The following is a 25284-nucleotide window of genomic DNA, read 5'->3' as shown; positions in this document are numbered from 1 at the left end:
TGATCAGAACTTCAGGCGCGCCTGAAGGCTGACGATATCGATGCTGCTTTCCACATCGGCGCGGACATTGACCTGACCGGTGCCGCCGATGCCCGGCTCGATCAGGTCGATCCGGGTGTCGTCGACGAAAATGTGGGCATAGGCCATGTCGATGCCGATCCAGTCCGAGACTTCCCAGCTGGCACCGGCCGCCAGCCACAGCCGGTCGGCATCGGGGGTGCGGGTGGTGCGGTATTCATCGACCGTCGGCGTCTGGTCCCACTGCACGCCGCCGCGCAGCGTCCAGGCCGGATCCAGCCGGTATTCGGCACCGAGGCTGACACCCCAGCTGTCTTCGTAATTCTGGGTCTTCACCGAATCCGGCAGGCCGTTGGAGAACTGCACCCGGATCTCGTCGAACCGGCTCCATTCGTAGAAGTTCACCTGGCCGAGCAGGGTGAGCCGGTCGGTGACATCCACCGCCACCGCTGCCGAGGCGACGGCCGGCAGGTCGAGCGCCGCCTGACCATCGGAGCGGAAATTGGCCGCCGCCAGCGGGCCGGTCAGATCGGTGAGCGAGGCCGTGCCCTTCAGGTCGTGGGAAATGGCCGAGCGGTAATGCAGGCCGATCCGCGCCTGAGGCACCGGGGTGAAGATCACACCCAGATTGTAGCCCACGCTCCAGTCATCGCCCTCGACGCGGGCATGGCCGTCGGTTGCGGGGCTGGGCCCGCCCGGGGCGAGGCCGTTGGCGACCGCATTTTCGAGCGTCGCCTCGGCATACTGGATGTCGAGGCCGCCGCCCACCGACAGCCAGTCGCTGGCCTTGAAGGCGATGCTGGGGGCGATGTCGATGGTCTTGAGTTCGGTCTTGGTCGAATCGTAGCGGCCGAACCAGCCGTCGCCATAGTCGGCGACCAGGCCGAAGGGGGCCGAGATGCCCACACCCAGCCAGACCCGGTGGTCGTCGTCCACCGGCATGGCGGCGTAGAAATTCGGCACCGGCGTGGTGTCGAAGGGGTCGCCATTGGCGCCGCCATAGCGCACCGCGGCACCGCCGGTGCCGAGGGTGGTGGCGGTGGAGCCGGCATCGGTCAGATCCGCCTTCAGGATCAGCACATGGCCGCCCAGTTGAACCTGGCGACCGTCGAGCCGGGTCATGCCCGCCGGGTTGGTGAAGATGGTGGAGGCGTCGGAACCGAGGGCGGCTTCGCCGGCAAAGGCGCGGCCGACGCCCTTGACGCTCTGTTCCTGGATGAAGAAGCCGGCAGCCCCGGCAGGGCCGGCGGCGAGCAGGGCCGCCGCAAGCGCGGGCAGGCCGAGAAGGGTTGGCAGGCTGGCCGCGGCGGCGCGGCCCGGATGACGTCTGGGCGGACGGGCGTGCATCGGACGTTTCCCCATTAAGATTCTTTTGATCCGGAAAGATTCCCTTTCAGGATGTGTCGTGGGTATCCAAAGCGGGTGTACAACCCGGATTGAATTCCCTCGAACCACTCGATGGTTAAGTAACGTTTACGTTAACGTCAATTATAGAAAGCACTGCTCGTCGATCATGAGAGGAATTATGTCCAGGATTGGAAACCACCTGTTGCGAAACCGCCACGGCGCCGCAGCCTTGTCACAAGGGCTTCGGTTGCGGCGAGAGGCCGGGGCCGGATAGGCTGAGCGGATCATATGTCCCGGATTTCAGACGCCGCAGACGGAGTTCCGACATGACCGACGGCCTGCTGACGGTTGCCGCCCTGCAGATGGCGGTGGCCGACGACCGTGACCGGAACCTCGACCGGGTCGAGGAGATGATCCGCACCGCCGCCGCGGCCGGCGCCCGGCTGGTGCTGCCGCAGGAACTGTTCGAGCTGCCCTATTTCTGCAAGGACCAGGACCCGGCCTGGTTCGATGCCGCACGCCCCTATGAGGGCAATCCCGCGATCGCCCGGCTGTCGGCCCTGGCGGCGGAACTGGGGGTGGTGATCCCGGTCAGCTTCTTCGAACGCGCCGGCCAGGCCTTCTTCAACAGCCTGGCGATGATCGATGCCGACGGCCGGGTGCTGGGCCTCTACCGCAAGAGCCATATCCCCGACGGGCCGGGCTATCAGGAGAAATTCTATTTCTCGCCCGGCGACACCGGCTTCAGGGTGTTCGACACGAAGCTGGGGCGGATCGGCGCCGCGATCTGCTGGGACCAGTGGTTTCCCGAAGCAGCCCGGGCGATGGCGCTGGCTGGGGCCGAACTGCTGCTCTATCCGACGGCGATCGGGTCCGAGCCTCAGGCCCCGGACTGGGACAGCCGCGACCATTGGCGGCGGGTGATGCAGGGCCATGCCGGCGCCAATATCTTGCCGGTGATCGCCGCCAACCGGGTGGGGACCGAGGCGGGCCGCGATGCCACGCTCACCTTCTACGGATCCAGCTTCGTGGCCGACCCGACCGGCGCGATCCTGGCCGAGGCCGGGCGCAGCGGCGATGCGGTGGTGACCGCAGAGCTGGATCTGGCGATGGCGCGCCGGCTGAGAGCCTCGTGGGGGCTGTTCCGCGATCGCCGTCCGGATCTTTACGGCGCGGTTGCAACACTGGATGGCGGGATCCGCCGCTGAGAGAAGCCGGCCGCGCGGGCGGGCCTTCCGGGCAGGTTCCGCCCGTGGCACACTCTTGCGCCCGCGGCGCCGGCGGCCTGCGCCCCGCAGACGTCTTCCCGACCGCAGATCCCGGAGCTTTCGCCCATGCCTCTGCCCAGCCGTTCCGCCGCCGCCCGTCGAGCCGTGATGTCGCGTCTGGTCGTGATGCCGCGCCTGATCGCAACCGGAGGGCGGTTCCGGATCGGGCAAGGGATCCTGGGATGCGTGGCGGCGGCCGGAACCGTCCTGGCCCTGATGCCCGCGGCCCTGGCGGCCCCGCATTCGGTGCCGCACCGCGCGCATTACGCGATGAGCCTGCTGAAAGCCCAGCCCGATGCCGCGATCGCCGGCGTCGCGGGTGATATGGCGGTGATCTTCGACCGGGCCTGTGACGGCTGGTCGGTGCTGCAGGCCAGCCGGATGGAGATCGATTTCGACGAGGCGGAACCGGTGGTGTCGGACATCCTGTTCGATTCCGAGGAGTCGGACGACGGCACACGGTTTCGGTTTCGTTACGAAGAGCGAGAAAACGGCGAGAGCGTCGAACTGGCCATCGCCCATCTCGATCGGACGTCACCGGATCGTCCTTCGAAACTTCGTTTCGCCAATCCGCCGGGCGTAACCGAGAGCGTGCCGGCCGGTGCCCTGCTGCCCACCGCCCATACCGAGCGGCTGCTTCAGGCGGCGGAGGCCGGGGAGGCCTTCATCCGCGCCCAGGTTCTGACCGGATCGGGGCAGGACAGCCTGTCCTTCGTGAGCGCCCATATCGGCCGGCCGACGGAGATCGCGGCCGACCAGGACTGGCCGGTCCAGGCGGGGGAGGCGGCGGATGCGCTGCGCACGGCGACCGTCATTCCGATGCGGCTGGCCTTCTTCAAGCCCGACGATCGGTCCGAGACGCCGATCTATGAGCTTCTTTACCAGATCCAGCCGAACGGGGTCGTCCGGCGATTCGATATAGATTACGGTGAATTTGCGATATCTGCTCGTCTCGTCTCGGTAGAAAACCGGCCGACGGCGGAAGAGTGCGACTGATAGAACCCGTTCCCTCAGTGCGTTCCGAACAGAGAGACGCCACGCATGACTGTAATGGTCGAACCCGGCCTCGACCGGATCCGTCCCGACGCCTTCAATCAGATCATTCGTGATGAATTGCCCATGGCCGAGCTGCTCGGCATCCGTATCGAGCGGATCGACGACGGTAGCGCCCGGGGCCGCCTTCCGGCCACGGTGCAGCTGATCCGCCCCGGTGGCACGTTGAGCGGCCCGGCCCTGGCGACGCTTGCCGACGTCACCTTCTATGCCGCGATCATGGGCCGGCTGGGCCCGGCGCGGATGGCGGTGACCAGCAATCTGACCATCAATTTCCTGCGCCGCCCGGCCATGGTCGACGTGCTTTCCGAAGCACGGCTGATCCGGTGCGGCCGCAGGCTGGCCTATGGCGAGGTGTCGCTCTATTCCGACGGCGACGACGAGCCCGTGGCCCACACCACGCTGACCTTCGCGCTGCCGGGCTGATCCGTCAGCCGGTGCCGAAGAGATCCGGGGCGGCGGGGTCGCCGTCCCGGTCGCGCACCGGCTGGGCGCCCAGCCCGATCAGCCGGAAGGCGGTATCGCCGGTCGCCTCGGCGGCGAGCAGGTCCTGTGCCGCGGCGATCAGGGGCGCCGATCGATCGGTCGGCGCCTTCAGCCGCCGGCTGCGGGTCAGGGTCTGAAAATCGGCGGTCTTCAGCTTCAGCACCACGCCTTCGGCCACCAGACGGCTGCCGGCCAGACGGGCCGCCACCCGTTCGGCCAGCGGCGGCAACAGCTCTGCCAGGCGGTCGGCGGCGCGTTCGTCGCGGGCCAGCGTGGTTTCGGCCGACACGCTTTTGGCCGGGCGCGAGGGCGTCACCCGCCGCGGGTCGCGCCCCGTGGCAAAGCCCGCGATCTGGGCGCCGATCCGGCCATAGCGGCGGGCCAGCGCCTGCGGCCCCAGTGATTGCAGCTGGCCGATCCGGGTGATGCCGTCTGTGGCAAGCCGGCGTTCGAAGGCCGGGCCCACCCCCCACAGCATGCGCACCGGCTTGTCGGCCAGGAAGGCGGCGGCTTCGGCTGTACCGATCACCGCAAAGCCGCGCGGCTTGTCCAGTTCCGAGGCCAGCTTGGCCAGAAACTTGTTGGGGCCGAGCCCGACCGAGACCGTGACCCCCACCTCGCGCTCCACCCGGCGGGCCAGGGCGGCCAGGCGCTGGGCGGGGCTGGCCCGACTGTCGGGCGCCCCCGCCTCCGGCCCCAGATCCAGATAGGCCTCGTCGATCGACAAGGGCTCGACCAGCGGGGTGAGGGCACGCATCAGCCGGCGGATCTTCAGCCCCGCCTCGCGATAGCGCGCCATATCGGGCGGCAGCACCACCGCATCCGGGCACAGTTCGCGCGCCTTGAACATCGGCATGGCCGAGCGCACGCCCTTCATCCGGGCCAGATAGCAACAGGTGGCGACGACACCGCGATGGCCGCCGCCCACGATCACCGGCCGTTGCGCCAGATCGGGCCGGTCGCGCTTTTCGACCGAGGCGTAGAAGGCATCGCAATCGACATGGGCGATGGTCAGCCGGTGCAGTTCGGGATGGATCACGATCCGCGCCGAACCGCAGGCCGGGCAGCGCCGGTTGCCGTCTTCGGCCATGCGGGTGGATCCGCAGTCGCGGCACAGCCACCCCGCGGCCGATGCAGGGGCGCAGCCTGCGGGTGGGTAAGCCTGATCTGTGCCGCCGTCATCGGCGGCAGGGGCTGCGGACATGGGCTGTGGCACTCGCCAGGAACGGCCGGATGTTCCGGTCATGTTCCCACGCGGCGGGCTTCGCGTCCAGTGCCGAGCCACGGCCCGCCGATCCTGCGGTCAGGCGCTGTCCCACAGCCGGGCGGCGCCGCGCACGCCGCTGTCGTCGCCATGGCGCGCAATGCGCACCGGCGTGCGCATCCGGTCGGAAAACAGCCAGGGCGCGACCAGAGGCCCGGGATCCGCCACCAGTGCCGGCACCTGCGACAGCCCGCCACCCAGCACGATCACATCCGGGTCCAGGATGTTGACGATCATGGCCAGCGCCCGGCCGAAGCGATGGCGCCAGCGCGCCACGGCCGCCAGCGCCCAGGGGGCGCCGGCCCGTTCCGCCGCCAGCACGGCCTCGGCGCTGTGTTCCAGGGCGGCGGCGTCGTCGTCCAGCCCGCGCAGCCGGGCGCCATCGCGGGCAAGCCCGGGGCCCGACAGCAGCGTCTCGATGCAGCCCGTCCGGCCGCAATAGCAGGCAGGGCCCGGCAGTTCCGGCAGGTCGGCGGCCTGCGGCGGCGGGGTTTCGCCGGGGGCCCGGCTCCAGGGCTGGGCCCAGGGCATCGGGGTGTGGCCCCATTCGCCGGCGATCGCATCGGCGCCGTCATGCACCCGGCCATCGATGGCGATGCCGCCGCCGATGCCCGTGCCCAGGATGGCGGCAAAGACCAGACGGGCCCCCGCCGCCGCCCCGTCGACGGCTTCCGACACCGCCAGGCAATTCGCATCATTGGCAAGTCGCACGGCCCTGCCGGTGCGTGCCGTGAAATCGCGGTCCAGCGGCCGGCCGTTCAGCCAGGTGGAGTTGGCGTTCTTCACCAGACCGGTTTTGGGGCTGATGGCGCCGGGCATGCCGATGCCCAGCGGCAGGCGCTCCGTCACTCCGGCCGCCTGTTCCGCGCGGGCGGCAATCTCGTCGATGGTCCGTATGGTGGCATCATAGTCGCCACGCGGCGTCGGCATGCGTAAATGTGCAAGCGTTCGCCCTGTTGCCCGTTCGATGGCGACTGCCGCAATCTTCGTGCCGCCCAGATCGATGCCGACAAGCACCCGGGACTGCATACGGGAGCCATCGTTTGCGGCAGCCGGGTCCAACATGTGTGGCCGTTCTCCTCCAGCTTGACCGGGCCGGGGCATGATCGGAAACGGCCCATCGGACACGCATGATGTTGCACCGCCTGACGGATGGCCACAAAATGATTGCTGCGGTCATCGGAACCGGGCATCGTGCGCCGGTACGAGGCGAACCGCCGGTCGCGGGCCGTTCGACGTGAGGTCGGGCCGCCGCGGCGGCCGAGGGGACCTCCTGATGGCGCGGGGCGGAATTGGCCATGCCGAAGACGGTTCTGATCGTCGAAGACAACGAACTGAACATGAAGCTGTTCAATGACCTCCTTGAGGCGAACGGCTACGTGACTCTGCAGACCCGTGACGGTATGGAGGCCCTGAAGATCGCACGGGATCAGCATCCCGATCTGATTCTGATGGACATTCAGTTGCCTGAAGTGTCAGGACTGGACGTGACCAAGTGGATCAAGGCCGACGACGATCTCCGCACGATCCCGATCATCGCGGTCACGGCCTTCGCGATGAAGGGCGACGAGGAGAAGATCCTGGATGCCGGCTGTGAGGGCTATATCTCGAAGCCGATCTCGGTGACCCCGTTCCTCGAAACGGTGCGCAAGTTTCTGGATTGAGGGGCAATGCCCGGTCGCGTTCTGGTGGTCGACGATCTCCTGCCCAACCTCAAGCTCTTCGAAGCGAAGCTTGCGGCGGAGTATTACGACGTCGATCTGGCGCAGAACGGCGAGATGGCGCTTGCCCGTGCCCATGCCCATCCCCCTGACATCGTTCTGCTCGACATCATGATGCCGGGCATGGACGGCTACGAGGTCTGCCGCCGGCTGAAGAGCGACCCCGAGACCGCCCATATCCCCGTGGTGATGGTCACGGCCCTCAGCGACAGCGTGGAACGGGTGCGGGCGCTGGAAGCCGGCGCCGATGATTTCCTGACCAAGCCGATCAACGATCTGGCGCTCTTCGCGCGCGTGCGCTCTCTCACCCGGCTCAAGATGATGCTCGACGAGCTGCGTCTGCGCGAGCAGACCATCTCGGATTTCGGGGGCGGTGCCGCGGCGCCGCTGCCGCTGGACGAAAGCGGCGACAATGCCCGCGTGCTGGTGGTGGACGACAGCGAGATCGAGCGCGACTTTCTGGCCGACCGGCTGAAGCGCACGCACAGCGTCTCGGCGGTCGGCACGGCGACCGAGGCGCTGGATCTGGCGCGCACCGCCGGTTTCGACCTGATCGTGATCAACCTGCTGATCGAAAGCTTCGATCCGCTACGCCTGTGCAGCCAGCTGCGGGCGATCGACGAAACCCGCCAGACCCCGATCCTGGTGATCGTGGGCCATGACGATGTCGAGCGCATGGCCAAGGCGCTGGATCTGGGCGTGAACGACTATCTGATGATGCCGCTGGACGTGAACGAACTGGGCGCGCGGGTGCGTACCCAGGTCCGCCGCAAGCGCTATCAGGACCGGCTGCGGCAGAATTATCAGCGCTCCATTGCCTTGGCCGCCACCGACGGCCTGACGGGGCTGTACAACCGCCGCTATCTGTCGGCGCATCTGCACCGGATGTTCATGCGCGCCGGCAATGACGGCCGCCCGCTGGCGGTGCTGATGCTGGACATCGACCGCTTCAAGCAGCTGAACGACACCTATGGCCACGATGCCGGCGACCGGGTGCTGCAGGCGATCGCCGACCGGATGAGCCGCCATGTCCGTGGCGTCGATCTGGTGGCCCGCTATGGCGGTGAGGAATTTGTGATGGTGCTGCCCGACAGCGACCACCGCTCGGCGCACGAAGTGGCCGAGCGGGTCCGGGCGGTGATCTCGGGCCAGCCGATCGTGATCGACGACGAGGGCACCAAGGTCACCGTCACCGCCAGCCTGGGCGGGGCCCAGCGCATCCCGGCCGACCAGGATGCCGACGACATGCTCCGCCGCGCCGACCAGGCGCTCTATCGGGCCAAGGCCGCCGGGCGCGACTGCTTCATCTTCGACCGGCCCACCTGATCCTGCCTCCGGACGCTCAAGACGCGCCTCGGATGCCTCAGGTAAAAAGTCTGCCAAATGAAAAGGCCGCGTACCCGGATCGGGCATGCGGCCTTTTTCGCGTCGTCGGTCGCCTGAGCGATCCGCATCCTCCCCGAAGGGAGGGCGGGATCACTTGATCTTGGCTTCCTTGAACAGCACGTGCTTGCGCAGCTTCGGGTCGTACTTGCGCAGCTGGAGCTTCTCGGTCTGGGTGCGCGGGTTCTTCTTGGTCACGTAGAAGAAGCCGGTCCCCTCGGAGCTGACCAGCTTGATCTGCACGGTGGCGGGCTTGGCCATCGCTCAATCCTCGTATCGCTATCCGGTTGCCCCGGAGGGCGGCGGCATCTGGGCCACCGGCGCCCCGCCGTCCCCCGGTCTCCCGGGGGCGGGCGACCGGCTGGCGGCCGATCGCGCGGGTGTTCGTTGACGGCGCCGTAACGTCGGCGCCGGACGTAGAGACGTGCACCTTATTCATGGGCGCAGCCTTGTCAAGCGCCGTGTCCGGTTGTGATGATTTCCAAGGGGGCACTGCCCATTTCACCCCGGTGCGGCTAAGCTGCGGGCCGCGTGCGGAGGCGGGCGGCAGACCGGCTGCCCGGACCAGATCGGGGAATGGCGGTGGCATACGAGGTTGATGAAGAGGGGTTCCGGCGGCTGCTGGGGCGGAGGGGCGCCTTCGCGACCCTGTTCGACCTCTGGCGCGACTGGCGGCCGGCTTCAGCGGCCCTGCCACCCCCGTCTGCCGTCGATCCGCAGGCCCTGCGCCGGATCCTGCCCCAGCTGATGCTGCTCGACGTGCTGGCCGCCGATCGCTGGCGGGTGCGCACGGCGGGCGAGCGCCTGCGCGAGATGTTCGACCGGGATCTGACCGGGCGTGAGCTGCCCGACGCGCTGCCGGAAGAGCTGCGCAGCCGCGCCGCCGCCAGCTATGGGCCGTCCACGGCCGAGGGGCTGTGCTGGCTGGCGCTGGCGCTCTATGTCCGGCCCGGCAGCCGGCGCCGGCTGCATTACGCCCGGATGGTGCTGCCGCTGGGCCAGGGCGACGGCAATGGCGCCAGGCCGGTTGTGACCCGGCTGCTGGTCGCCTTCCACTGGCGGGTGGTGCCGCCGCTGTCCCTGCCGCTCTGGGAACTGCTGGAAAGTGCCGAGCTGCCGGCCAGGCGGCGGGATGTCGTCTGCAGGCCGTGCGTGCCGTCCCCGGCCGGCTGAGCCGGGCCGGGGCCTGAAGGTGGCGCGTCGATCAGCGGTCGACGAAGGCCTTCTCGATCACGTATTCGCCGGGGCGGCTGCTGTTGCCCTCGGTGAAGCCGCGGTCCTCGGCCCGTTTCTGCAGGTCGGCGAGCATTTCCGGGCTGCCGCAGATCATGATCCGGTCATGCTCGGGCGTGAATTCCGGCAGGCCGATATCGGTGAACAGCTTGCCGCTGTCGATCAGGTCGGTGATCCGGCCCTGGTTGCGGAACGGCTCTCGGGTCACCGAGGGGTAGTAGATCAGCTGCTCGCGCACCGCATCGCCGAAATACTCGTGCGCCGGCATCTCTTTCGAGATGTAGTCGTGATAGGCCAGCTCGCTGACCTCGCGGCAGGTATGGGTCAGCACCACTTTCTCGAAGCGGTCATAGACGTCGGGATCGCGGATCAGGCTCATGAAGGGGGCAAGGCCGGTGCCGGTCGACAGCATATAGAGCGTGCGGCCCGGGCGCAGATTGTCCTTCACCAGCGTGCCGACCGGCTTGGCACCGACCAGCAGCGCGTCGCCGCGCTTGATGTGCTGAAGCCTGGAGGTCAGCGGGCCGTCCTGCACCTTGATGCTGAGGAATTCCAGCGTCTCTTCATAGTTCGGGCTGGCGACGCTGTAGGCGCGAAGCAGCGGCTTGCCGTTGACCTCGAGCCCGATCATGGTGAACTGGCCGTTTTCGAAGCGGAATGCCGGATCACGCGTCGTCGTGAAGCTGAACAGCCGGTCTGTCCAGTGGTGAACGTCGATCACGCGCTCGGTACGGATGTTGCTCATCGCTCAAGCTTCCAAGGTCTGGCGTGGAGAGGGCCGCATCGCGAAACGAGAAAAACACAAATTCGTTTCGCGTTTTAAGATGGTCGCGCTTCTTCGATTAGTAGTGGTTTCGTCCGGGCATGGCAATCATCGCCTCGTCCCCGCGGGTGCCGGTGCGGCAAGACGTGCCGCGATCGCCCCGGCGATCCCCATGCCCGCGATGACCGCCGCCATCGGCCAGGCCGTGCCGTCGTCGAGCGCGCCGACGATGGCGGCCGAGATGGCGCCGGTGCCGAACTGGATCAGCCCCAGCAGGGCGGCGGCACTGCCGGCCCGGGCACCGAAGGGGGCCATGGCGACCGCGGTGGCATTGGGATTGATCAGCCCGTTCATGGCGATGCACAGGAACAGCGGCAGCATGATCGCCACCAGCGCCAGCGTGGTGCCGGGGGTGGAAACGGCGCTGATCGCCACTGCCACCAGCACCAGCCCCGCCACGGCCTGGACCAGATTGGCCCGGCGCATGATCGCGGCCGGGCTCGTGCTCCGCACCAGCCGGGCGTTGAACTGCGAGGCCAGGATCAGGCCGGCGGCATTGGCGCCGAACAGCCAGCCATAGGCGGCCGGCGGCACCTGGTGCAGCTCGATGAAGACGAAGGGCGAGCCCGAGATATAGGCGAACATCGCCCCCATCGCCGCACCACTGGCGAGCGCCGGGGCGATGAAGCGCCGGTCGATGGCGAAGCGCAGATAGGTGAGGGCGATCTCTCCCGGCCCCTGGCGCCGGCGGCGTTCGGCCGGCAGGCTTTCGGGCAGGAACAGCGCCACCACCACCAGTGCCAGCACGCCCACCCCCGACAGCAGCCAGAAGATCGCCCGCCAGCCGGCGATCTCCAGCAGCTGGCCGCCGATCAGCGGTGCCAGGATGGGGGCGGCACCCATCACCAGCATCAGCCGGGCCAGCATCACCGCCGAATGGCGTTCATCGAACAGATCGCGGATCACCGCCCGCGACATCACCATGCCCGCACAGCCGCCCAGCGCCTGCACCAGACGGAAGGCGATCAGCTGGTCGACATCGGTCGCCAGCGCGCAGCCGATACTGCCGGCTGCGTAGAGCAGACAGCCGGCCAGCAGCGGCCGCCGTCGGCCGAAGCGGTCGGCCAGCGGCCCATAGACCAGCTGGCCGCCGGCGATGCCCATAAAGAACAGCGCCAGCGTCGCTTGCACGGCCGCGGCATCCGCCTTCAGATCGGCGCCGATCGCCGGGAAGGCCGGCAGGTACATGTCGATCGACAGGGGCCCGAAGGCCGCGAGCAGCCCCAGGATCAGGGCAAGCTTCAACATCGGCGGCTGGCCGGCACCGGCGGCGGCGGCATGCTCGGGGCGGACAGACATGGAAAGGATTGGCCTTCGTGTGGATCAGGAGGCGCGGGACTGGTCGGCGCTGGCGGCGGCCGCCTGGGCCATCAGCCCAAGATCACTGCCGACCGTGGCGAAGCGGTAGCCAAGGCCGCGCATCGCCCGGGCCATCGCCGGATCGGTACAATGGATGCCGGCCGGAATGCCGGCACCGCGGGCGCGGGTGACGATGGCGGTCACGGCTTCGGCCAGCGCCGGCTGTGTGTCGGTCCGCCCGCCGGTGAAGCCGAGGCCGAGTGCCAGCCCCAGATCATTGGGGCCGACAAAGATCGCATCCAGGCCGGGCACCGCCAGAATCCGGTCCAGCGCATCCAGCCCGGCGCGGGTTTCGATCATCGCGATCGCGAGCACGCTGTCGTCGATGGCCTGCAGATAGCTGCGGCCATGGATGGGGGCTGCGCGCACCGGCCCGAAACTGCGCCCGCCGCGGGGCGGGAAACGGCAGGCGGCGGCCAGTGCCGCAGCGCCGACGTCGTCGTCGATCAGCGGTGCGATCACGCCCAGCGCCCCATGGTCCAGCGCCCGCATCGCATCCTCGGGCCGGTTGGCCGGGATGCGCACGATCGGCGTGGTGCCGTGACGGCCGCATTCGGCCAGCAGGCGCAGACAGGTGGCGTCGTCGATCACGCCGTGCTGGCGGTCGATCGCCAGGAAATCGTAGCCCGCGGCATCCATCAGCGCCGCCGAGGTGGCGCTGTCGGACATCAGGAAGGTGCCGACGGCGAAGCCGTCCGCTTCCTGAATGATGCGGCGCAGCCGGTTCTCGATCATCAGCGTCTCCTCGATCCCCCATGACGGCCGTTCTGGTTGCGGCCGGTTTTCGGACCCCGGCCGCCGCCGCCATCGCGGCGGTTGCGGGCCCGTTCGGCTGCCACCTCGCGGGCGATGGCCTTCAGGCGCTTGACCTGGCCCGGGGTCGGCGGCTTGCCGGCACGGCCGCCTTCAATCAGTTCGAACAGCAGCCCGCCCGCCACGATATCGGCCTCGCGCAGCCGCACCTCCACCCGGTCGCCCAGGGTGAAACGCATGCCAGAGCGTTCGCCGATCAGGGCCTGTTCCGACGGATCCAGGATGAAGAATTCGCGGCCGAGGGTGGAGATCGGGACAAAACCGTCGGCCCCGGTCTCGTCGAGTTCGATGAACAGGCCGACACCGTGGATGCCGGTGATCCGGCCGCCGAAGGTGGCGCCGACCCGGTCGGCCAGGAACACCACCAGCAGGCGGTTGGTTACCTCGCGCTCGGCCAGGTCGGCGCGGCGCTCGGTGATCGACAGATGCTCGCCCAGCGCATGCAGACCGTCGGCGGCCGCCCCGTCCAGCCCGTCGGAGCCGAGGTTCAGCGCCTTGATCAGCGAGCGGTGCACGATCAGATCGGCATAGCGCCGGATCGGCGAGGTGAAATGGGCGTAGCGTTCCAGCGACAGGCCGAAATGGCCGATATTGTCGGGGCTGTAGGTCGCCTGCGACTGGCTGCGGAGTACGGTGGTGTTCACCTGATGCTCCAGCGGCGTGTTCGCCACCGCCTTGAGCAGGCGGTTGAAGTCGCGCGGGTCGACATGCACCGAGTTGGTGAAGCTGAGGCCCAGCGACTTCACATAGTCGCGCAGCACCGAGACCTTGTCGGCCGGCGGCTGGTCGTGGACGCGGAACAGGCAGGGCCGGTTGCGCCGCAGCAGCGTATCGGCGGCGGCCACATTGGCCAGGATCATGAACTCTTCGATCAACTTGTGGGCGTCGAAGCGCTGGCGGGTGCGGATATCGGTCACCCGGCCGGTCTCGTCCATGACCACCCGGCGTTCGGGCATGTCGATCTCGAGCGCGCCGCGCCGGCGCCGGGCGGCATCCAGCACCTGGAAGGCGGCGTAGAGCGGCCGGATGACCGGCGCCATCAGCGGCTCGATCTCGGCATCGGGCCGGCCCTCATGCGCGGCCTGAACCCGGTTATAGGTCAGCCGCGCGGCCGAGCGCATCAGCCCGCGGACGAAGCAGTGTTCCAGCAGGGTGCCCTGGCCGTCGATGCGCATCATCGCGGCCAGGCAGTAGCGATCCTCGTGCGGGCGCAGCGAGCACAGCCCGTTGGACAGTGCTTCCGGCAGCATCGGCACCACCCGGTCGGGGAAGTAGACCGAATTGCCGCGCTCTTCGGCCGACCGGTCGAGCGCGCTGCCGGCGGTGACGTAATGGGCGACATCGGCGATCGCGACCCGGATGATGTGGCCGTCGGGATTGGTCGGATCCGGGTCGGGCTCGGCATGGACCGCATCGTCGAAGTCGCGGGCATCCTCGCCGTCGATGGTGACGAAGGGGATGGAGCGCAGATCCTCGCGACCGGCGGAAAGTTTCGGCGCCGTCGCCGCCTCGGCCTCGCGCACGGCGGCGGCCGGGAAGTGATCGGGAATGCCGTGGGCCTCGATCGCAAGGTCGATGATGGCGGGCGCCGTCTGCTCCTGGCCCAGCCGCTTCACCACCCGGGCCCGCGGCAGGCCCAGCCGCCGGCCGGGCAGGGTTTCGGCGACGACGAATTCGCCGTCCTCGGCGCCGCCCAGATCGGCCTCTTCGATCGAATAATCGGTCTTCGCGCGGCGGTCGGCCGGGATCAGCCGCCAGCCGTAATCGATCGAGCGGATGGCCCCGGTCACCCGGCGCGACCGGGTTTCCAGCCGGCGGATCACCCGCGCTTCATAGGCATCGGCATCGCCGCGATGCAGGCGGACCAGCAGCCGGTCGCCGAAGCCGGGGGCCGCCTCGTCACGCGGGCGCAGACCGCCTTCGCGCAGCACCACGATCGGCGGAGGGGGCCCGCGCTCGTCGTCGTCCCAGACCGCCGGCCGGGCTTCGGCCTCGCCGGTCTCGTCGTCGATGGAGACCACGTCGACCACCAGCACCGAGGGCAGGACGCCGGGTTCGGCGACGCGGCGCGGCCCGGCGCGCTTCAGGGAGCCGTCCTCTTTCAGCTCGCGCAGGATCCGTTTCAGCGCAATGCGGGCGCCGCCGGTGATGTTGAAGGCGCGCGCGATCTCGCGCTTGCCGACCGGTCGGTCGCTCTCGGCGATGAAGGCCAGGATCTGTTCGCGGGTGGGCAGGCGGTCGGTGCCGTCGTCCGAGGAGGAGGTCAAGGCTGCTGGTGGCTTTCTCTGCGGGCGCCGCCCGTGGACACACGGCCGGCATCATCCTGCGGCACGGTACGCCGCCCGCGTCCGCCCCGCAAGCCGTGGGCACGCAAACCTGCCGTGTGCGATCAAGTGGTTGGAGGTCGGTGCCCGCTGTTTCGGGCGAACATCCGGGGGCGCGAAAGGTTGCCGCCGGCCTCAGCCGGCGGCACTCGTCTTCGCGGCAGTCTTCTTCGGCGCGGGCTTCTTCGCAGCGGCCGCCTTGGGGGTGGCTGCCTTCTTCGGGGCCGCCTTGCTCGCAGCCGGCTTGCGCGCAGCTGCCGTCTTCGCAGCCGCCTTCGCCGGCACGGCATCGTCGAAGGGCACCTCGTCGGGCTCGGCCGCTGCGGCGGCCTTGCGCTTGGGGGCGGCCTTGGCGGTGGATGCCTTCGTCGCCTTGGCCGCGGGCTTCTCGGCCTTGGCCTTCGATGCGGACGTCTTCTTCGCCGGCTTTGCCTTCTTGCCGGTCGCGGCCGCGCGGGCATCGACCAGGGCCACGGCCTCGTCCAGCGTCAGCGCCTCGGGATCGGCCGCGCGGGGCAGGGTGGCGTTCACCGATCCATGCTTCACGTAAGGCCCGTAGCGGCCCTTGTAGAGCGCGATCTCGCCGCCCGAGGGATGTTCGCCCAGCACGCGCAGCGGCGCGACCGAACCGCCGCGGCCCTTAGGCGCCTCGGCGAGCAGGGCGACCGCCCGGTTGATGCCGATGGTCAGAACATCGTCGTCGGGGGTAAGCGATTTGAAGGCGCCGTTATGCTTCAGATACGGACCGAACCGGCCGATGCCGGCGGTGATCATCTCGCCGGTTTCCGGATGTTGGCCGATCTCGCGCGGCAGGGCCAGCAGGCCGAGGGCGATGTCGAGGGTGACGGCCTCTGGCGTCAGCCCCTTGGGCAGCGAGGCGCGCTTGGGTTTTTCTTCCCCCTTGCCGCCGTCGCCCAGCTGGACATAGACGCCATAGGGGCCCTTGCGCAGGGTGACGGGCAGGCCCGTCGCCGGGTCGTCGCCCAGATGCTTGGGGCCGACATCCAGCCCGGTGGCACCCGCTTCCGATGCCCCGTCGCCGGTGCCGGCGGCACCGCCGACCGGCCGGGTGAACTTGCACTCGGGATAGTTGGAGCAGGCGACGAAAGAGCCGAACTTGCCGAGGCGCAGCGACAGCCGGCCATTGGCGCAGGCCGGGCAGGCGCGCGGATCGCTGCCGTCGCCCTTGTCCGGGAAGACATGGGATTCGAGCCGCGCCTCGACCGCCGTCAGCACATCGGAGATCTTGAGGTCGCTGGTGCCGTCGATCGCCATGTGGAAGGCGTCCCAGAAGGCGCGCAGCACGGCCTTCCAGTCCACCTCGCCCTCTGCCACCTGGTCGAGTTCGTTCTCCAGCCGGGCGGTGAAATCATATTCGACATAGCGGTCGAAGAAGCTGACCAGGAAGGCGGTGACCAGCCAGCCACGGTCTTCCGGCACGAAGCGCTTCTTGTCCAGCACCACATAGTTGCGGTCCTGAAGCACCGAGATGATCGAGGCATAGGTCGACGGGCGGCCGATGCCCAGTTCCTCCAGCTTCTTCACCAGCGTCGCCTCGGTATAGCGCGGCGGCGGCTCGGTGAAATGCTGGTCGGATTTCAGCGGGCCGCGATCGAGCGGTTCGGCCCGCTCGAAATTGGGCAGACGCTTTTCCTCGTCCTCTTCCTCGTCGTCGCGGCCTTCCTGGTAGAGCGCCAGGAAGCCGTCGAAGGCGATGACGCTGCCGGTGGCGCGGAAGGTTGCGACCTTCGCACCATCGGTCACCTCGATCGCGACCTGATCCAGGATCGCCGCCGCCATCTGGCTCGCCACCGTGCGCTTCCAGATCAGCTCGTAGAGCCGGAACTGATCGTCGTCGAGATGGGAACGGATTTCTTTCGGCCGGCGGAACACGTCGGTCGGGCGCACGGCTTCATGTGCTTCCTGGGCGTTCTTGGCCTTGTTGGCGAAGCTGCGCGGCCGGTCGGGCAGGTAGCGGGGGCCGTTGACCTGGTCGACCATGTCGCGGATCGCGGCCACCGCCTCGTTCGACAGGTTGACGCTGTCGGTTCGCATATAGGTGATCAGACCGACGGTCTCGCGGCCGAGCGAGATGCCCTCGTAAAGCTTTTGGGCGACCTGCATGGTCTTTTTGGCCGAGAAGCCGAGCTTGCGGCTGGCTTCCTGCTGCAGGGTCGAGGTGGTGAAGGGGGGCGCCGGGTTGCGGCGGCCCTGCTTGCGCTCGACATCGGAGACGCGCCAGTCGGAGAGCGCCTCCAGCCGGCCCAGCACAGCCTTGGTCTCGTCCTCGGAACCAAGGGCGAATTTGTCGAGCTTCTTGCCGTCGAGCGCGTGAAGCCGGGCGAGCAGCCGGCGCTCGCCTGCGGCGAATTCGGCATCGATCGTCCAGTATTCCCGGCTGCGGAAGGCCTCGATCTCGGCCTCGCGCTCGCAGATCAGCCGCAGCGCCACCGACTGGACGCGGCCGGCCGAGCGGGAGCCGGGCAGCTTGCGCCACAGCACCGGCGACAGGTTGAAGCCGACCAGATAGTCCAGCGCCCGGCGCGCCTGCTGGGCGTTGACCAGGTTCATGTCGATGTCGCGCGGATTGGCGATCGCCTTCTGCACCGCGCTTTTGGTGATCTCGTGGAACACCACCCGCTTGACGGGCACGCCCTTGAGCGCGCCGCGCCGGGTCAGGGCATTGTGGACATGCCAGCTGATCGCCTCGCCCTCGCGATCGGGGTCGGTGGCGAGGAAGAGCTGATCGGCGCCCTTGAGCGCGCTGGCGATGGCCTTCAGATGCTGTTCGGACTTCGGATCGACCTCGTAGGTCATCGCGAAGTCCTCATCCGGGCGCACCGATCCGTCCTTTGCCGGCAGATCGCTGACATGGCCGTAGCTCGCGAGGACCTTGAAGTCATCGCCGAGATACTTGTTGATCGTCTTGGCTTTCGCAGGCGATTCGACGACGACGACCTTCATGAGCTGCCTTGCTGGTCTCCGCGCTTCAACGGACCCGCCGGTACCCATCTCACGAAGGGAACGTCGGGCCTTCCTCGCGCCGCGGCCGGGGCGCGGGGATCAGCCCATGCTCAGCGACACTTTCTGTCCGGGCAGGCGATCGAGCCGCCCGGCAAGTTCCAGTTCCAACAAAATCGTGAGAATGGTCGCCGCCGTCAAGCCGGACTCATGGACGAGATCGTCGAGACGTGCGGCAGACGCGCCGATCCGGCGGGGAATTTCGCGTCGGGCACGGTCGAGTTCCGCCGGATCCGGGGCCATGGGCGGCGGGGCGACGGCCGTCTCCATGACCGGTTCGGCAAGCGGCCGGTCGATCAGCGGGCGGATCGCCTCCAGCACGTCGGCGGCATCGCGGACCAGGGTCGCGCCGTCGCGGATCAGCCGGTTGGCGCCTTCCGAACGCGGATCGGCGGGGGAGCCCGGCACCGCCAGCACCTCGCGGCCATAATCGCCCGCAAGCCTGGCCGTGATCAGCGAGCCCGAGCGCGGCGCCGCTTCCACCACCACGGTGGCGAGCGTCGCGCCGGCGACGATCCGGTTGCGGCGGGGAAAATGGCGGGCCTGGGGTTCGGTGCCCGGCGGCTGTTCGGCGACCAGCAGCCCCTCGGCCGCGATGCGCGCCTGGAGGGCGGCGTGTTCCGGCGGGTAGACCACATCGATCCCGCCCGCCACCACCGCCATCGTGCCGGCACCGCCCGGGCCGGCGCGCAGGGCGCCGTCATGGGCGGCGGCATCGATGCCGCGGGCAAGGCCTGAGACCACCACCACACCCGCCGCGGCCAGATCTGCGGCCATGCGGCCGGCGAGGCGCATGGCGGGCAGGGCGGCGGATCGGGCGCCGACCAGGGCCACCGCCGGTGCGGCGGCGACGGCATCATGGCCGCGGATCTGGAGCAGGGGTGGCGGGTCGGGGATGCGGGCCAGCGGCGCCGGATAGCCGGGCTCGCCCAGCGCCACCAGCCGGGCGCCGGCCGCGGTAATCCGGCGCAGTTCCGCCTCTGCCGCGCTGCGCGAGGGCGGGGTCAGCGGACGGGACCTGCCGCCGCGTTTCGCCAGCTCCGGAATGGCCTCCAGCGCCGCCGCGGCATTGCCATAGCGGTCGAGCAGGTCGAAAAAGGTGATGGGGCCGACCTGCTCGGTCCGGATCAGCCTCAACCAGTCGAGGCGCTCCGCCCGCGTCAGCCCGCCGACGCGGGTTCTGGACATGGGCCACAGAATGCATGCGCATCCCGTTCTGCGTCAATGATCCAGGAATTATGCGCGTACGTCGCTTTTCAGTTGTAGATTCATCACCGGGCGGCGCCGGAATGTGTTGCTCCGGTCTGGCCGCCGGGGCGCGGCTCGGGGTAGGGTGCGGCGGTCTTCATACCAGGCGGATCTGTGGATAAAGAGAGGTGAGGCCGTGTCTGGCAGAGCCGGGACAGGATGGCGGGCGGATGGGCGCCGGACGAAGGTCGCGCTGTGGCGACATCATCCGCGGCGTGACGTCACCGCCCCGGCCCTGGTCACCGCCACGCGTGCTCTGGATCGGCGGCTCGAAGGCGATCTGATCAAGCTGACCCCGGCCGGCACCTGGCAGGCGGCGGCCTTCGGCCTGACGGATTGCTGGCGGCCCGATCCGGTGGGCCTGCGCACCATTCTGCACCGGCCGGTCGCGGCCGTGTCGGACTGGGTAGGGATCGGGTGGGCTGCGGCGGCAGCCCCCTGGCATCCGCGCGAGCAGGCGGTTCTGAAGGCGACCGCCGATATGGCCGCGACCCGCACCCGGCCGGTGCCGCTGCTGACCACGCTGTTCGCCCCGGCGACGGTTCTGGCCCAGCTGGCGACGACGGATGTGCTGGCCCGGCATCTGGCCGAGGCGCCCGAGGCCGTGATTGCGGCGCTGGGCGCGGTTGCCGCGCGGGCCGTGCGGCTGGTGGCGGCGATTGCGGCCGCGGGTGCCGACGGGGTCTATCTTGCCGCGAAGCATCGCGGCCATGGCCGCTGGCCCCTGCCCGCAGGTGCCGCCGGAGACCGGCTGGCGGCCGCGATCGACGACACCGACCGCCGCGTGATGGCCGCGGCGGACGGGCTGGGGTTCAACATGCTGCATCTTCACGAGGCCGATGCCACGGCCTGGTGGCCCCTGCCGGCCGGGGCGGCGCGCTGGGCGGTGCATCTGGATCAGGCCGTGCTGGAGGCGCTGCCGGCACAGGCGCTGGCGGGGGCCCTGCCGGCCGTGGGGCTTGACCACCGGCTGATTGGCCGGGGCGGCCGCGATCTGGCTGCGGTGGTGGACCGGCTGCGCGCCGGGCCGGGGGCCGGGGGCATGATCCTGGCCAGTGCCTGCGTGCTGCCGCTGTCGGTGGATCTGCGGGCTGCGGCGCGGATGATGTGGCAGCTGCGCCGGGTGACGACATGATCGGGCGGCCTGCCGCGACGCCCGAGGCGCTGCTGGTGCCGATCGCGCCCGACCGTCTGGAACGGCCGGTCTTCGCGGTTTTTGCCGATTGCGCGGCCCGCAACCCCCGCGCCCCTGCGGTTCTGGGGCCCGGGGCTGCGACGACTTATGGCGACCTGCTGGGGCAGGCGCTGCGGATCGCCGCGGCGATCGACGGCCGGAGGGGGGCGCGCGGAGAGGGCCTGGGCGGAGAGGGCCTGGGCGGAGAGGGATCGGGCGGAGAGGGGCCGGAGCCTGTGGCGGTGGCGATCCCCGCCTCGGCCGGTTGCCTGGCGGCCCTGCTGGGGGCGCTTGCGGCCGGGCGGCCCTATGTGCCGATCGACCCCTCCTTTCCGGCAGCCCGCAACGAGCTGATCCTGGGCCATGCCGGGGTGCGGCTGGTGCTGACCGATCGGGCGACCGCAGCCGGGCGACCGGAGCTGATGGCGGCGGCCATGGCCGCAGGGGCCACGGTGCTCGCCATCGACGATCTGGCGCCGCCGCCGGCCGGCTGGTCGCCCCGGGGCGGGCCGGATGATGCCGCCTATGTTCTGTACACCTCCGGCTCCACCGGCCGCCCCAAGGGGGTCTGGCAGACCCAGAGGGGGCTGCTGCACGACGTTTTTCAGTATCGGGACGTTCTGGACATCTCTGCCGCCGATCGCCTGACCTGGCTGTATTCGCCAGCGGTCAACGGTGCCATTCGCGACATGTATGGCGCGCTCCTCGCCGGAGCCGCCGTCATTCCGGTGGACCTTAGGACCGAAGGCGTCGCCGCCGCCGGCCGGCGCTTCGCGGCCACCCGCCCGACCATCTTTCACGCCATGCCGACGGTGCTGCGTGTCCTGGCCGATGGCGGGGCCGGCCCGGCGGCGCTGGGCGGCATTCGTGTCGCCTATCTGGCGGGGGAGCGGATCCTTGCCGCCGATCTGGCGCGCGTCTTTGCCGATGCGCCGGCTGATGCCCGGATCTATGTCGGCATCGGCTCCACCGAGAATGCCACCATCTACCGACACTGGCTGATCGATCGCGAAACCTGCCCCACCAATGGGGTGGTGCCGGTCGGCTGGCCGGTTGCAGACCGAAGCATGCGGCTGGTGGATGCCGGGGGCCGGCCGGTCCCGGATGGCGATATCGGCGAGATCGAGGTCGAAAGCCGTTATATGGCGGCAGGCTATTGGCGGGATCCGGAGCTGACCGCCGCCACCTTTCTGACCGGCGGCGATGTGGCGCCGGGGGCACGGCGGCTGCGTCCGGGCGATCTGGGCAGGATCCGCGCCGACGGGCAGCTCGAATTCCTGGGCCGGGCGGATGGTCAGCTCAAGATCCGCGGCCATCGGGTGGAGCCGGCCGAGGTGGAGGCGGCCCTGCGCGCCCTGCCGGGGGTGGGGGATGCCGCGGTTCTGCCGGACCGGACACCGCAGGGCGAGACGGCCCTGGCGGGGGTGGTGGTGCCGGCGCCGGGGCGGCTGATCGACCCTGCGGCCCTGCGCAGCCGCCTGGCTGCGGAGCTGCCGCCGCATCTGGTGCCGCGGCGTCTGCTGGTGATGGCGGAACTGCCGCGGCTGGCCAATTTCAAGCTGGATGGTCGCGCTCTTGCCGACTGCCTGGCTGACCTGCCGACGGTACCTCTCGCATCTCCGGCGCCGGCACTGGTATCGGTCGGCGAGACGGGCGATCCGGCGCTGGCCGATGCCGTCGACCGTGCCTGGGCCGAGATGTTCGGCGCCGCCGCCCCCCTGGCCGGCATGACCTTCACCGAACTGGGCGGCGACAGCCTGGAGTTGATGCGCTTCGCCACACGGGTGGAGACGCTGGCCGGCCGGCCGTTGCCGGTCACTCTTCTGAACGGCGCGATCACGCCGGCCGATCTGCGTCGGGCGTTGAGTGGCGGCATGGCGGGCGTGACGGACCGCCTGCTGTTTTTCGTGCCGGGGGTGATGGGCATGGCCCGGCATCTGATCGTCCTGGCCGCGCGCTGTGCCGGGATGGCGACGGTGCGTCTGGTGGCCCTGCCGGACCTGGATGCGGAACTGTCCCGGCGGCGGGGCATCGAGGATCTGGCGGCGGAGGTGGCCGACAGGATCGCCGCCCATCTGACCGGCGCGGCCGGACCCGATGGCGCCACGCCTGATTTCGGTCTGGTCGGTCTGTCCTTCGGCGGGCGGCTGGCGGTCGCCGCGGCGCAGATCCTGGCCGATCGCGGTCTGGTGGCCGGAATGGTGGTGGTCGGCGACATCGTCGCCAGCCATGACGATGCGGCCTCCCTGCTGCAGGCGGGCAGGATCCCCGAACCGTCGCCGGGCTTCCGACGGCGGCTGGTTCGTGGGATCGGCCAGCCGATGTCCAAGCTGTTCTTCACCCTGGCGCAGAGGCCCGACCATCGGGCGCTCAGGCTGGTCGCGGCCTTTGCGCGGCGGGCGGCACCGGGACGCCGGAACCGGATCCGGGTAGAACGGGCGCTGATTTCGGCCATTCGCCGGGCCATGATCGTGGGATGGCAGCCGGGCCGGCTTGACTGCCGTCTGCTGCTGATCGTGACATCGCATACCCGGTCGTCATATGCCGGGCATGGCCATCTTCTGGGCTGGGACAGGGTGTCGTCGGATGTCCGGCTGGTGGAGGTTGCAGGCGATCATGCAGCGCTCGCGACCGACGAGGCCAATCTTGCGCGCATCGTGGCCGCGATCGGAGACGCCTGGCCGGATCAGCCCTCCGCCTGATCTGTTCCCGCTCCGTCCTTCTTCTTGCCGATCTTCGGTTCGGTTCCGGCCAGCAGCCTGGCGATGTTGGTCTTGTGGCGGATGAAGACCAGCACGGCGATGAACAGCGTGACGCCGGCCAGCTCCGGCGTGGCCAGGAACCACGACAGCACCGGGGCGGCGGCGAAGGCGACCAGCGCCGCCAGCGACGAGAAGCGGGTGAGGAAGGCTGTGACCAGCCAGATGGCGCAGGCGGCAAGACCGATCCGCCAGTCGGCGGCCAGCAGCACGCCGAGCCCGGTGGCGACGCCCTTGCCGCCCTTGAAGCCCAGCCAGACCGGGAAGAGATGGCCCAGAACCGAGCCCCCGGCGGCCGCCAGTGCCGCATCGGGGCCGAGCAGGGCCAGCGCGATCAGGGTGGCGGCCGCCCCCTTGCCGCTGTCCAGGATCAGCGTCGCCAGCGCCAGGGGCTTATTGCCGGTGCGCAGCACATTGGTGGCGCCGATATTGCCTGAGCCGATCTTGCGGACGTCGCCGAGCCCGGCCATGCGGGTCAGCACCAGACCGAAGGGGATGGCGCCCAGCAGATAGCCGCCCAGGGCGGCGATGACGAGCAGCCAGGGGGCGGTCTCTGCAGCCATGGGCGGGGGCTCCTGCGGGGATCAGGGGGGCTGGGGTGAGGGCCTTGCGGGTCAGGCGAGCTGGAAGACGGTACGGCCGCGGACCACGGTCCGCAGCGCCCGACCGCGCAGGGTGCGGCCATCGAAGGGGGTGTTCTTGGACTTCGAATGCAGCAGGGCCGCGTTCAACACCCATTCATGTTCGGTGGAGAACAGCACCAGATCGGCGGGTGCGCCCTTCGCAAGCCTGCCGGCGGCGATGCCGAGCAGATCGGCCGGCTTCAGCGTCATCGCCGCCACCGCATCGATCAGCGACATATGGCCGTCGCGGACCAGTTCCAGGGTCAGCGGCAGCATGGTTTCCAGCCCGACCACGCCATTGGCGGCATGGGCGAAGGGCACGCGCTTGCTGTCCTGGTCGTGGGGGGCGTGGTCGGTTGCGACCGCATCGATCGTACCGTCGGCCAGGCCCTCGATCATGGCGTCGACATCGCGGGCGGCGCGCAGCGGCGGCGCCATCTTGGCGAAGGTCCGGTAGTCGCCGACCGCGCGGTCGTCGAGCGTGAAGTGATGCGGGGTGACCTCTGCCGTCACCGGCAGGCCGCGGCGCTTGGCCTGGCGCACGGCCTCCACCGCCTCGGCGGTGGAGATATGGGCGACGTGATAGCGGGCCTTGCCGCCGGTCAGCTCCAGCAGGCGGATGTCGCGCTCCACGATCACGGTCTCGGCCGCAGACGGGATGCCGGGCAGGCCGAGCCGGGTGGCGGTCTCGCCCTCGTTCATGCAGCCGCAGCCGGCCAGGCTGTGATCCTCGGCATGCTGGGCGACCAGCAGGCCCATGCCGCCGGCATAGGACAGCGCCCGGCGCATCACCAGCGTGTCGCGGACCGGCAGGCCGTCATCGCTGAAATAGGCGGCGCCGGCTTCTGCCAGCAGGCCCATCTCGACCAGCTGTTCGCCTTTCAGCCCCTTGGTGATCGCGGCCACCGGCAGCACGTTGACGAGGCCCGTCTCGCGCGCCCGCCGGCGGATGAAATCGACCAGCGCGATGTCGTCGATCACCGGCGCGGTATTGGCCATGCAGGCGATGGTGGTGACACCGCCCGCCGCCGAGGCGCGGCTGCCGGTTTCGATGGTTTCCTTGTGCTCGTGGCCCGGCTCGCGCAGATGGACATGCATGTCGACCAGACCCGGCGCCAGCACCAGGCCGGTGCAGTCCACGACCTGCACGCCCTCGGGCACGCCATCGGCGAAGAGGCCGGCGCCGATATCGACGATGGTCTCACCCTCGGTCAGCAGCGTGCCGATGCGGTCGGTGCCGGTCGCCGGATCGATCAGCCGGGCGTTGACATAGGCGACCCGGCCGGGCATCGGGCTGCGGTCGGGCGTCGTTTCGGCGAAGACGGGCGTGGGCATGACGCAGATGTCCCTTGGGGGAGAAGCGGCGG

Annotated in this window: 20 protein-coding genes; 8 read left to right on the top strand and 12 right to left on the bottom strand. The window is 69.5% G+C overall.

Annotated features, from left to right (window positions below; translation table 11 throughout):
* Positions 1–3 precede the first annotated feature (3 nt).
* On the bottom strand, positions 4–1365 hold the full coding sequence (locus TMO_RS12920) for an OmpP1/FadL family transporter (protein ID WP_014746081.1): 1362 nt from the start codon (positions 1363–1365) through the stop codon (positions 4–6).
* A 326-nt stretch (positions 1366–1691) separates the two neighbouring features.
* On the opposite strand from TMO_RS12920, the gene aguB reads away from it, so the two are divergent.
* The 3 genes from aguB (at position 1692) to TMO_RS12905 (ending at position 4112) form a co-directional block, all read left to right on the top strand.
* The gene (gene aguB / locus TMO_RS12915; RefSeq protein ID WP_014746080.1) at positions 1692–2573 is read left to right on the top strand and encodes an N-carbamoylputrescine amidase; all 882 of its coding nucleotides are present in this window, start codon (positions 1692–1694) and stop codon (positions 2571–2573) included.
* A 126-nt stretch (positions 2574–2699) separates the two neighbouring features.
* Entirely contained in the window at positions 2700–3629 is a 930-nt protein-coding gene (locus TMO_RS12910) for a cell envelope integrity EipB family protein (RefSeq protein ID WP_014746079.1), read from the top strand.
* 45 nt (positions 3630–3674) lie between these two features.
* The gene (locus TMO_RS12905; RefSeq protein ID WP_228382224.1) at positions 3675–4112 is read left to right on the top strand and encodes a PaaI family thioesterase; all 438 of its coding nucleotides are present in this window, start codon (positions 3675–3677) and stop codon (positions 4110–4112) included.
* A 4-nt stretch (positions 4113–4116) separates the two neighbouring features.
* Here the strand turns inward: TMO_RS12905 and TMO_RS12900 are convergent, their stop codons facing one another.
* Together TMO_RS12900 and TMO_RS12895 are read right to left on the bottom strand one after the other, a co-directional pair.
* Positions 4117–5262 carry a DNA polymerase IV gene (locus TMO_RS12900; protein ID WP_014746077.1) on the bottom strand — a complete coding sequence of 382 codons (1146 nt, stop codon included), beginning with the start codon at positions 5260–5262 and terminating at the stop codon, positions 4117–4119.
* Positions 5263–5475: 213 nt separating this feature from the next.
* A complete protein-coding gene (locus tag TMO_RS12895) occupies positions 5476–6465 on the bottom strand; it encodes an ROK family protein (RefSeq protein ID WP_014746076.1) in 990 nt (329 codons plus the stop codon).
* Between the two features lie 269 nt (positions 6466–6734).
* On the opposite strand from TMO_RS12895, the gene TMO_RS12890 reads away from it, so the two are divergent.
* A complete protein-coding gene (locus TMO_RS12890) occupies positions 6735–7100 on the top strand; it encodes a response regulator (protein WP_014746075.1) in 366 nt (121 codons plus the stop codon).
* A 6-nt stretch (positions 7101–7106) separates the two neighbouring features.
* Positions 7107–8483: a PleD family two-component system response regulator gene (locus TMO_RS12885; RefSeq protein WP_014746074.1), complete on the top strand. Its 1377-nt coding sequence runs from the start codon at positions 7107–7109 to the stop codon at positions 8481–8483.
* A 150-nt stretch (positions 8484–8633) separates the two neighbouring features.
* Here TMO_RS12885 and rpmG read toward each other — a convergent pair whose 3' ends face one another.
* Complete coding sequence (gene rpmG, locus TMO_RS12880) at positions 8634–8801, bottom strand: 50S ribosomal protein L33 (protein WP_014746073.1); 168 nt, start codon at positions 8799–8801, stop codon at positions 8634–8636.
* A gap of 315 nt (positions 8802–9116) precedes the next feature.
* Here rpmG and TMO_RS12875 point away from each other — a divergent pair, with 315 nt between their 5' ends.
* Positions 9117–9713: a PAS domain-containing protein gene (locus tag TMO_RS12875; protein ID WP_014746072.1), complete on the top strand. Its 597-nt coding sequence runs from the start codon at positions 9117–9119 to the stop codon at positions 9711–9713.
* Positions 9714–9744: 31 nt separating this feature from the next.
* Here the strand turns inward: TMO_RS12875 and TMO_RS12870 are convergent, their stop codons facing one another.
* The 6 genes from TMO_RS12870 to dprA all read right to left on the bottom strand — a co-directional run bounded on the left by TMO_RS12870 (position 9745) and on the right by dprA (position 19301).
* Positions 9745–10518 carry a ferredoxin--NADP reductase gene (locus TMO_RS12870; RefSeq protein ID WP_014746071.1) on the bottom strand — a complete coding sequence of 258 codons (774 nt, stop codon included), beginning with the start codon at positions 10516–10518 and terminating at the stop codon, positions 9745–9747.
* A gap of 126 nt (positions 10519–10644) precedes the next feature.
* Entirely contained in the window at positions 10645–11895 is a 1251-nt protein-coding gene (locus TMO_RS12865; protein ID WP_014746070.1) for a Bcr/CflA family multidrug efflux MFS transporter, read from the bottom strand.
* Positions 11896–11919: 24 nt separating this feature from the next.
* Positions 11920–12690: an HpcH/HpaI aldolase family protein gene (locus tag TMO_RS12860; protein WP_014746069.1), complete on the bottom strand. Its 771-nt coding sequence runs from the start codon at positions 12688–12690 to the stop codon at positions 11920–11922.
* Positions 12690–15035, bottom strand: a complete 2346-nt coding sequence (gene rnr / locus TMO_RS12855) for a ribonuclease R (RefSeq protein WP_014746068.1) — start codon at positions 15033–15035, stop codon at positions 12690–12692. The genes TMO_RS12860 and rnr overlap by 1 nt, the downstream gene beginning before the upstream one ends.
* Before the next feature lie 192 nt (positions 15036–15227).
* A complete protein-coding gene (gene topA / locus TMO_RS12850; RefSeq protein ID WP_014746067.1) occupies positions 15228–18056 on the bottom strand; it encodes a type I DNA topoisomerase in 2829 nt (942 codons plus the stop codon).
* Between the two features lie 99 nt (positions 18057–18155).
* Complete coding sequence (gene dprA, locus TMO_RS12845; RefSeq protein WP_014746066.1) at positions 18156–19301, bottom strand: DNA-processing protein DprA; 1146 nt, start codon at positions 19299–19301, stop codon at positions 18156–18158.
* Positions 19302–19497: 196 nt separating this feature from the next.
* Here dprA and TMO_RS12840 point away from each other — a divergent pair, with 196 nt between their 5' ends.
* Complete coding sequence (locus TMO_RS12840; RefSeq protein WP_014746065.1) at positions 19498–20496, top strand: hypothetical protein; 999 nt, start codon at positions 19498–19500, stop codon at positions 20494–20496.
* Positions 20493–23237 (top strand): AMP-binding protein, encoded by a 2745-nt coding sequence (locus TMO_RS32585; protein ID WP_051045380.1) that lies wholly within the window; start codon positions 20493–20495, stop codon positions 23235–23237. The genes TMO_RS12840 and TMO_RS32585 overlap by 4 nt, the downstream gene beginning before the upstream one ends.
* Here the strand turns inward: TMO_RS32585 and plsY are convergent.
* Together plsY and TMO_RS12825 are read right to left on the bottom strand one after the other, a co-directional pair.
* Positions 23222–23857, bottom strand: coding sequence for a glycerol-3-phosphate 1-O-acyltransferase PlsY (plsY, locus tag TMO_RS12830; protein WP_014746063.1), 636 nt, complete (start codon positions 23855–23857; stop codon positions 23222–23224). The two genes, TMO_RS32585 and plsY, sit on opposite strands and share 16 nt — an antisense overlap.
* A gap of 51 nt (positions 23858–23908) precedes the next feature.
* Positions 23909–25252: a dihydroorotase gene (locus TMO_RS12825; RefSeq protein ID WP_014746062.1), complete on the bottom strand. Its 1344-nt coding sequence runs from the start codon at positions 25250–25252 to the stop codon at positions 23909–23911.
* Between the last annotated feature and the right edge of the window lie 32 nt (positions 25253–25284).

The organism is Tistrella mobilis KA081020-065, assembly GCF_000264455.2.
GTDB lineage: Bacteria > Pseudomonadota > Alphaproteobacteria > Tistrellales > Tistrellaceae > Tistrella > Tistrella mobilis.
The sequence above is the reverse complement of the archived record's forward strand: the minus strand, read 5'-3'. Positions and strand labels throughout refer to the sequence as shown.